Source organism: Methyloglobulus morosus KoM1, from assembly GCF_000496735.2.
GTDB lineage: Bacteria > Pseudomonadota > Gammaproteobacteria > Methylococcales > Methylomonadaceae > Methyloglobulus > Methyloglobulus morosus.
Genome location: NZ_AYLO01000133.1, coordinates 25,208 through 31,607, shown reverse-complemented (window position 1 = coordinate 31,607; position 6,400 = coordinate 25,208). Strand labels below are relative to the sequence as shown.

The 6,400-nt window shown below is 46.9% G+C and carries 4 protein-coding genes; 3 read left to right on the top strand and 1 reads right to left on the bottom strand.

Annotated features, from left to right (window positions below; translation table 11 throughout):
- Positions 1-118 precede the first annotated feature (118 nt).
- From MGMO_RS16350 to MGMO_RS16340, 3 genes are all read left to right on the top strand, one after another.
- On the top strand, positions 119-844 hold the full coding sequence (locus MGMO_RS16350; RefSeq protein WP_023496178.1) for a UDP-2,3-diacylglucosamine diphosphatase: 726 nt from the start codon (positions 119-121) through the stop codon (positions 842-844).
- Positions 845-1,068: 224 nt separating this feature from the next.
- Complete coding sequence (locus MGMO_RS16345; protein ID WP_023496177.1) at positions 1,069-2,922, top strand: PQQ-dependent dehydrogenase, methanol/ethanol family; 1,854 nt, start codon at positions 1,069-1,071, stop codon at positions 2,920-2,922.
- Positions 2,923-3,169: 247 nt separating this feature from the next.
- Entirely contained in the window at positions 3,170-5,068 is a 1,899-nt protein-coding gene (locus MGMO_RS16340) for a transketolase C-terminal domain-containing protein (RefSeq protein WP_023496176.1), read from the top strand.
- Between the two features lie 57 nt (positions 5,069-5,125).
- On the opposite strand, the gene MGMO_RS16335 is transcribed toward MGMO_RS16340, so the two are convergent.
- A complete protein-coding gene (locus MGMO_RS16335) occupies positions 5,126-6,379 on the bottom strand; it encodes an EAL domain-containing protein (RefSeq protein WP_023496175.1) in 1,254 nt (417 codons plus the stop codon).
- Positions 6,380-6,400: the final 21 nt, after the last annotated feature.

The following is a 6,400-nucleotide window of genomic DNA, read 5'->3' as shown; positions in this document are numbered from 1 at the left end:
CCTTTAGCCTTTAGCCTTTAGCCTTTAGCCTTTAGCCTTTAGCCTTTAGCCTTTAGCCTTTAGCCTTTAGCCTTTAGCCTTTAGCCTTTAGCCTTTAGCCTTTACGTCTGCTTTTGCCATGAAAACCGAAATTCAGTTTATTTCCGATCTTCATTTGACGTGGGATAAGCCGGAGATCACTCAACGGTTCTTGCAATTTCTGGGCAGCCGAGCGACAAAAGCCCACGCCTTATACATCCTGGGCGACTTGTTTGATGCGTGGGTGGGCGATGATGATTTTAGCCCGCCCAACCCTAAAATTCGCGAAGCCTTGAAACGGCTCTCGGAATCCGGTACTCAAATCTATTTTCAGCAAGGCAATCGCGATTTTTTGCTTGGTGACCGGTTTTGTTCGGATACTGGTGTAGCCTTAATCCATGATCCTTTCGTCATCGACTTGTTTGGCGTGCCGACATTGTTGATGCACGGCGATTTGTTATGCACCGATGACCTGCCATATCAGGAATTTCGCAGCAAATCGCGTTCCCCTGAATGGCAACGCAATGTGTTGTCAAAGCCGTTGTTCGTGCGCTTGTTGGCGGCGCGTTGGTACCGTCTCCGAAGTTTTTTCCATAAGCGCAAAAAATCCCAAGAAATCATGGATGTCAACCAAGACACGGTCGTCCGCACGATGCTTGAATATCATTGCTTACGCTTGATCCACGGGCACACCCATCGCCCCGATATCCATAACTTTGAAGTCGAAGGCAAATCCGCCCAACGCTATGTTTTGTCGGCTTGGACGAAAGACAAAGGTGACGTGTTGGTTTGGGATGAAAATGGCTATCGGATTGAAGCCGTTTAAGGGGTTTGTCCTTATCAATTAACATCCTATGTGGCAAACTAAAAGCCGTCGAATAATCAGTGTGACATTAAAAGTTGACTTTTAGGGCAAAATAATTAAATCTAGTGCGTGGCGTGAATAGTCCTGTACCCGAGGAGATAAAAATAATCACCCCAAAACTAATATTAGTCTTAAAAAATAATCAGTATTTTGTCGTGTAACAAGATATCAGGAGAAATATAATTATGAAGAAGCCTCTCAAAAACTGGCTGCTTGCATCGAGTGTAGCAGTTTTGATTGCTGCGCCAGCAATTTCAACAGCCAATAGCGGAGTTGAACAACTGACAAAAAACCCTAACAACTGGGCAATATGGGGCGGTAACTACGCCGGTACTCGTTACAGCGAACTTTCGGACATCAACGTTGACAACGTAAAGAACCTGCAACCTGCATGGTCTTTCTCAACAGGTGTTTTACGTGGTCATGAAGGTGGCCCACTCGTTATTGATGACATTCTTTACATTCACACGCCATTCCCCAACACTGTCTATGCAATAGACCAAAAAACGCAAGCCGTGATTTGGGAATACACCCCTACTCAAGACGCTGATGTCACGATTCCCGTGATGTGCTGCGATACCGTCAACCGTGGCTTGGGTTATGGCGACGGCAAGATCTTCCTGCAACAATCGGATACCGTTTTGACCGCGTTGGATGCCAAAACCGGCAAACGAGTTTGGAGCGTACAAAACGGCGACCCTAAATTGGGCATGACCAATACCTCTTCGCCTTTTGTGGTTAAAGATACAGTGTTGACCGGAATCTCAGGTGGTGAGTTTGGTGTCCGTGGTTTTATGGCAGCTTACGATATCCGCACTGGCAAACTACGTTGGAAAGGCTACAGCATGGGCCCAGATTCTGACACTTTGATCGACCCAAACAAAACAACCACTTGGGAAAACGGCAAAGTCACACCTGTTGGCCCAGATTCAAGTATCAAAACTTGGAAAGGCGACCAATGGAAAATCGGTGGCGGTACTACCTGGGGCTGGTACAGCTACGATCCACAACTGAACTTGATCTACTACGGTTCAGGTAACCCATCTACTTGGAACCCTGTGCAACGTCCTGGCGACAACAAATGGTCCATGTCCTTATGGGCGCGTGATGCGGACACGGGTGCAGTAAAATGGGTTTACCAAATGACTCCACACGATGAATGGGATTTTGACGGCATCAACGAAGTGCCATTGGTCGATCAAGAAGTGAATGGCAAAATGCACAAAACCATCGTACATTTTGACCGTAATGGCTTCGGATATACTTTAGACCGTGAAACGGGCGAATTATTGGTGGCGGAAAAATTCGACAAATCCGTTAACTGGGCGACCCACGTTGACATGAAAACTGGTCGTCCACAAGTGGTTTCGAAATACTCCACTGAGCAAAACGGGGAAGACACCAATACTGTTGGCGCTTGCCCTGCGGCGTTAGGCAGCAAGAACCAACAGCCGGTTTCTTACTCACCACAAACCGGTTTGTTCTATATCTCAGGCAACCACTTGTGCATGAACTATGAGCCATTCGCGGTTGATTACAAAGCAGGCCAGCCTTATGTGGGTGCGACTTTGACCATGATGCCAGCAGGTGCGGATGTCATTACAGGCCAGCCTGACGGCAGCACCAACCTGGGTCAATTCACTGCATGGGATGCCAAAACAGGCAAAATTGCTTGGTCAAACAAAGAGCAATTTTCTGTATGGTCCGGCTCGGTGGCAACTGCGGGCGGTGTCGTATTCTACGGTACACTAGAAGGTTACCTGAAAGCGGTTGATGCCAAATCTGGTAAAGAACTCTATAAGTTCAAGACCCCGTCTGGCATTATCGGTAACGTCAACACCTGGAAATACAATGGCAAACAATATGTTGGCGTACTGTCAGGTATTGGCGGCTGGGCAGGCATTGGTATTGCTGCCGGTATCGACGATGGTACAGACAAATCTAACACTGAAGGTTTGGGGGCAGTAGGCGCATACAGAAGCCTAAGTTCTTACACCAAGTTAGGTGGCACATTCACTGTGTTTGCATTGCCTAACTAACACATCTTTCCTGATTGTGTTACCAAAAACCCTGGTCAGCGATGACCAGGGTTTTTTTATGCCTACATTATCGGGTTCCCGTATCAGGCAGCCAGGAAAAACTTTACCAAATCGGCTAATTTTGAGAACATAGACCTTGAAAGAAGTGGGTTAACTGAATTATCAAAAATCCACATATCAACAATTAGAGTTGTTGTGTGCCATGCAACAATAACGACGAACAATACTTAACACACGAGAGATAATCATGACAAACTTCCCCATCGATCTTGGCGCTTACCAACGCATAAAACTGGATGCCAGCGTACCGACTTTAACGGCGGAGCAAAAATCTGCCCTGCAAGCCAACATCCAACTTTGCCGGGATGCCATCGTATTCTTCACATCCACTGGTGCAGCCCGTGGTGTGGGTGGTCACACGGGCGGCCCATACGATACCGTGCCTGAAGTCATGATCATGGACGCGCTGTTCCGTGGCTCTGACAAATACATCCCGACTTTCTTTGATGAAGCTGGACACCGTGTTGCCACGCAATACCTGATGTCAGTGTTAAACGGCGATATGCCCGCCGAAAAACTAACCCAATACCGCGCCGCACATTCGCATCTCCCTGGTCACCCAGAATTGGGTTTTACCCCAGGCGTTAAATTCAGTTCAGGTCGTTTGGGTCACATGTGGCCTTACGTTAACGGTGTGGCGATGGCGAATCCGAGCAAAACCTTGTTCTGTTTGGGTTCGGACGGTTCGCAACAAGAAGGTGACGATGCCGAAGCCGCACGTTTGGCTGTGGCGCAAGGCCTGAATGTCAAACTGATTATCGACGATAACGATGTCACTATCGCAGGCCATCCTTCCCATTACCTGAAAGGTTGCTCAACTGCAAAAACCTTGGAAGGTCATGGTGTAACCGTATTGGAAGGCGACGGAGAAGATCTCGACAGCCTATATGCCAACATCTGCAAAGCCATTAACACTCCGGGCCCAGTTGCCGTGATTAATCACCGGAAAATGTGTCCCGGCATTGTCGGACTGGAAGGCTCGACCCACGGACATGACGTTGTCTCCGTCAAAGTGGCCTTGGAATATTTGGAAACACGCGGTCACACTGCTGCTGTAGACTTCCTCAAAGCTGTTGTCCCACCTAAAAATACCGACACTTTCATCGGTTCCAGCGACAAGTGGGACGCTAACCGTAACGTATTCGGCGATGCCGTAGTTGCTGTCATGAATGGCATGAGTGAAGCGGATCGTAAAGAAAAAGTCCGTGTTATTGACTCTGACCTGGAAGGTTCTTGCGGTTTACACAAAATACATGCAGCATTTCCAGAATCCTTCATCTCTTCCGGTATCATGGAACGCGGAAACTTCTCCGCCGCTGCCGGTTTTGGTATGGAAGCTGGCAAACAAGGCATTTTCGGCACTTTCAGTGCCTTCCTGGAAATGCTGATGTCCGAAATCACGATGGCGCGCCTGAACAACTCCAATGTGTTAAGCCATTTTTCACATTCCGGTATTGACGACATGGCAGACAACACCTGCCATTTCGGCCTTAACAATATGTTCGCCGACAACGGGTTATCTGATGGCTATGCAACAGGTTTGTATTTTCCAGCCGACCCTAACCAAATGAAAGCGGTTGTCGCCAAGATTTTCTTTGATCCCGGTTTACGTTTCATATTCTCAACCCGCTCCAAAGTGCCGTTAATTTTGGATGAAAAAGGCAACGAATTTTTCGGCGGGGATTACCATTTCGTCCCAGGCAAAGACGAAGTCATCCGCGAAGGTACGCAAGGTTACGTCATCGCTTTCGGCGAAACTTTGTACCGTGCATTGGATGCTGTAGAACGCCTGAAAGCGGAAGGCATTGATGTGGGCTTGATCAATAAACCTACCTTGAATGTTATCGACGAAGACATGCTCGCCAAAGTCGGCAATTCACCGATGGTGTTGATTGTTGAGTCCTTCAACAAGAAAACAGGCTTGGGTAGCCGTTATGGTTCTTGGTTGCTGGAACGCGGATTTGCGCCGAAATTTGCCCATTTAGGTACACATAAGGAAGGCTGCGGCGGTCTTTGGGAACAATTCCCACATCAAGGCATAGACCCCGTCGGCATTATGGCTAAGGTAAAAGAGTTAGTGAAATAGTTAGATATTTGTTGATTCGAAAAAGGCCACGGTAAGCGTGGCCTTTTTTACGTGCCGCTAATCCCACATGGGATCAAACAATATTTCGGGTTTTCCAGTGAAATAACCTTGGGCAAAATCAACCCCCAGATCCCTTAGTTTTTCTAACTGCTGGGCATTCTCGACGTACTCGGCGATCGTCTTTCGGCCATAAAGCTTGGCAGCAGAGGTTATAAAATTAACCACCAGCTCAGAATAGGGGTTAACCAAAACATCCTTAATAAACGACCCGTCGATTTTCAAGAAGTCGACATTAAATTTGGACAAGTTTGCTAAATTGCTCGACCCGATACCAATATCGTCCAGCGACAACTGGCAGCCTAATTGATTTTTCAGGACATTCATAAAATCGATTGCTTGCTTATAATCCCGGTCAGCGACGGTTTCGGTTATTTCAAAACAAATCTGCCTTGGATTGACGCCAAATTGTTTGAATTCTTTTTCCAAGACATCAATAAACGGGCTATACCTAATCGTACTGCCAGAAATATTGAGGGAATACATGGTGTTGGCTTGATGCGCCTGGGCATAGAAGCGGCAAAATTGATGCACCACATAATAGTCAATTTCACGGCTGATGTGAAATAATTCCGCAGTTTCCAAAAATCGGCTTTTGGGGTCGATATCGCCTTCTTCATTTTTAAAACGTAACAACACTTCAAATTTTTGTTCGTCCGTCACTTGCTGGGTTATAGGAACAATGGGTTGGGCGAACAATACAAAAGACTGGATTTTCAGCCCCTCCGTAATTAACGGCAACAAGTTTAACGAGTCGTAATAAGCCTGCAGTATGGGATCGTCATGCTCGATCAGCTTTACAACGCTGTTGCCTGTGCGCCTGGCCTGGAATAAGGCCTCATCCACGGCTGCCAAAATCCGTTCGGGTGTTTTATATTCGGGCGATAAGGGTGTAACGCCAAAAATCAACTTAGGATAATAACTGACCCCATCAATATCAACGGATTGGTTGTCTAATAACTGTGCCAAGTCTTCTGCAACCGCGAGACTTTCTTTAATCGGGAGTTTTAGGATAATGGCGAATCGGTTCCAACCCAATTTGCCCATACGGGCATCCGGCAGGCTTTTGACCCTGTCGTAAATGACCCTTTGAATGGCCCTGATAAGTTTCTCTTCAGCAGGTATCCCTTGCAATAAACTGGCGATCTTGGGTACTTGGTTGATTTCGGTATAGATTAAAGTATGGTGTGGATCATTGCTTGAAGAAATCTGTCCAATCGTCTGAATAAATAAAGGCCTGCTTAATAAATTCATGTCGTTGGGCGATTTTCTTTT

What these genes read in the sequence shown, in the direction of transcription:
- MGMO_RS16345 (WP_023496177.1), top strand. Translation starts at nt 1,069, where the DNA reads ATGAAGAAGCCTCTCAAAAACTGGCTGCTTGCATCGAGTGTAGCAGTT.
- MGMO_RS16335 (WP_023496175.1), bottom strand. Translation starts at nt 6,379, where the DNA reads ATGAATTTATTAAGCAGGCCTTTATTTATTCAGACGATTGGACAGATT.
- MGMO_RS16340 (WP_023496176.1), top strand. Translation starts at nt 3,170, where the DNA reads ATGACAAACTTCCCCATCGATCTTGGCGCTTACCAACGCATAAAACTG.
- MGMO_RS16350 (WP_023496178.1), top strand. Translation starts at nt 119, where the DNA reads ATGAAAACCGAAATTCAGTTTATTTCCGATCTTCATTTGACGTGGGAT.